This is a genomic window from Bittarella massiliensis (ex Durand et al. 2017) (assembly GCF_017566145.1).
In the GTDB taxonomy this organism is placed as follows: domain Bacteria; phylum Bacillota; class Clostridia; order Oscillospirales; family Ruminococcaceae; genus Bittarella; species Bittarella massiliensis_A.
Window position 1 is genome coordinate 1 of the sequence record NZ_JABFCL010000292.1, and the last position, 216, is coordinate 216.

At 43.5% G+C, this 216-nt stretch carries 1 pseudogene; it reads right to left on the reverse strand.

Features of this window, described 5'->3' with window-relative positions:
- Window positions 1-216, reverse strand: a pseudogene (locus HJY11_RS14385) (cell wall metabolism sensor histidine kinase WalK); the annotation flags it as partial.

Below are 216 nucleotides of genomic sequence, written 5' to 3' on the forward strand. Positions count from 1 at the left end.
GAAATGTCTCAAATACAAGCTCGATATTCTGCTTCTGGGCAATCGGACGAAGTCTCTTTAAAATCCGCTCCACAATTTGGTTGATATCCAGTGTCTCAATATTCATATCATGGGACGTCTTGTCCATCTTTACCAGCGAAAGCAGATCATTGATGATCTTGTTCTCCCGCTCGATTTCCTCGGACATATCTCCCATAAATTCCCGGTAAAGCTCCG